This is a genomic window from Treponema sp. R6D11 (assembly GCF_054786075.1).
Genome location: NZ_BDHD01000491.1, coordinates 1 through 923, shown reverse-complemented (window position 1 = coordinate 923; position 923 = coordinate 1). Strand labels below are relative to the sequence as shown.

The window sequence follows — 923 nt, the reverse complement described above, 5'->3', positions numbered from 1 at the left end:
GAAGAGGGAGAGCAGAAGAGCCTCACGCAGAGGCGCGGAGGCGCAGAGGACGCAGAGTTTTCGTCCGATAACTCATCTTAGATCTATATTTATTATCCTAATAACATAGATCACGAAAGTAATAAGATAATATTACAAACAACAACTCCGCGCCTCTGCGCCTCTGCGAGAGGTCTTTTGCGTTCTTCTTTTCTTCGTTCGTGTGGTTCGTGGTAAATTCTTCTTAAAATATCACTTTTCGGGCAAAGCTTTCATCTTTTCCTTAAGTTCAAGAAGTAGGGTGTCCGCTGTCGTGTCGGATTTATCCAGCTCGGCGAAGCGTTTTTCCAGGCTGGCGTTGTTTGTAAGGTCTTCCAGTTCTTTGGAAGCGTCCGCCATCGCCTCCATTTGGTCTACTTTGGCGGCCATGCGGTCAAAAGCCTCAAAAGCGCTCCTGTTGCCGGATACGTTGGAAATGGTGTCTTGAATCTTTTGCTGGGCTTCGGCCCGTTTTGCCCTGGCGATAAGCAGGTTTTTCTTGCGTTGGGCTTCTTCAATCTTATTTTGCAGCTCCCTAAGGCTTTCTTTTAGCTGTTCCACTGATATTTTTTGGGATTCCCACTGCCTTTGGTATTCGGCGGCGGCGTTGTCGAATTCCTGTTTGCGCAACAGCGCCTCTTTCGCAAGATCGTCTTTGCCGCTGTTGACGGCAAGCATCGCCTTGCGTTCCCATTCCTGCGCCTGCGCGAAATGGTTGTTTTTTTCACGTTCAAGCTCTTTCTCGTCCGCAATCGCCATGGCGACCGCTTTCTTGGATTCGATAAGCTGTTCGTTCATTTCGATGATAAGCTGGTTTAGCATTTTTTCAGGCTTTTCAGCCTTGCCTATTAAATCGTTCACGTTGGAAGCGATAAGCGTTTTAAGTCTTGAAAATACACCCATAT

The 923-nt window shown here is 47.3% G+C and carries 1 protein-coding gene; it reads right to left on the bottom strand.

Annotation, left to right across the window (positions count from 1 at the left end):
* Nucleotides 1-231: 231 nt before the first annotated feature.
* The coding region (locus ACYVTD_RS14185; protein WP_461248371.1) for a PspA/IM30 family protein at nt 232-923 on the bottom strand (692 nt) is incomplete at its 5' end.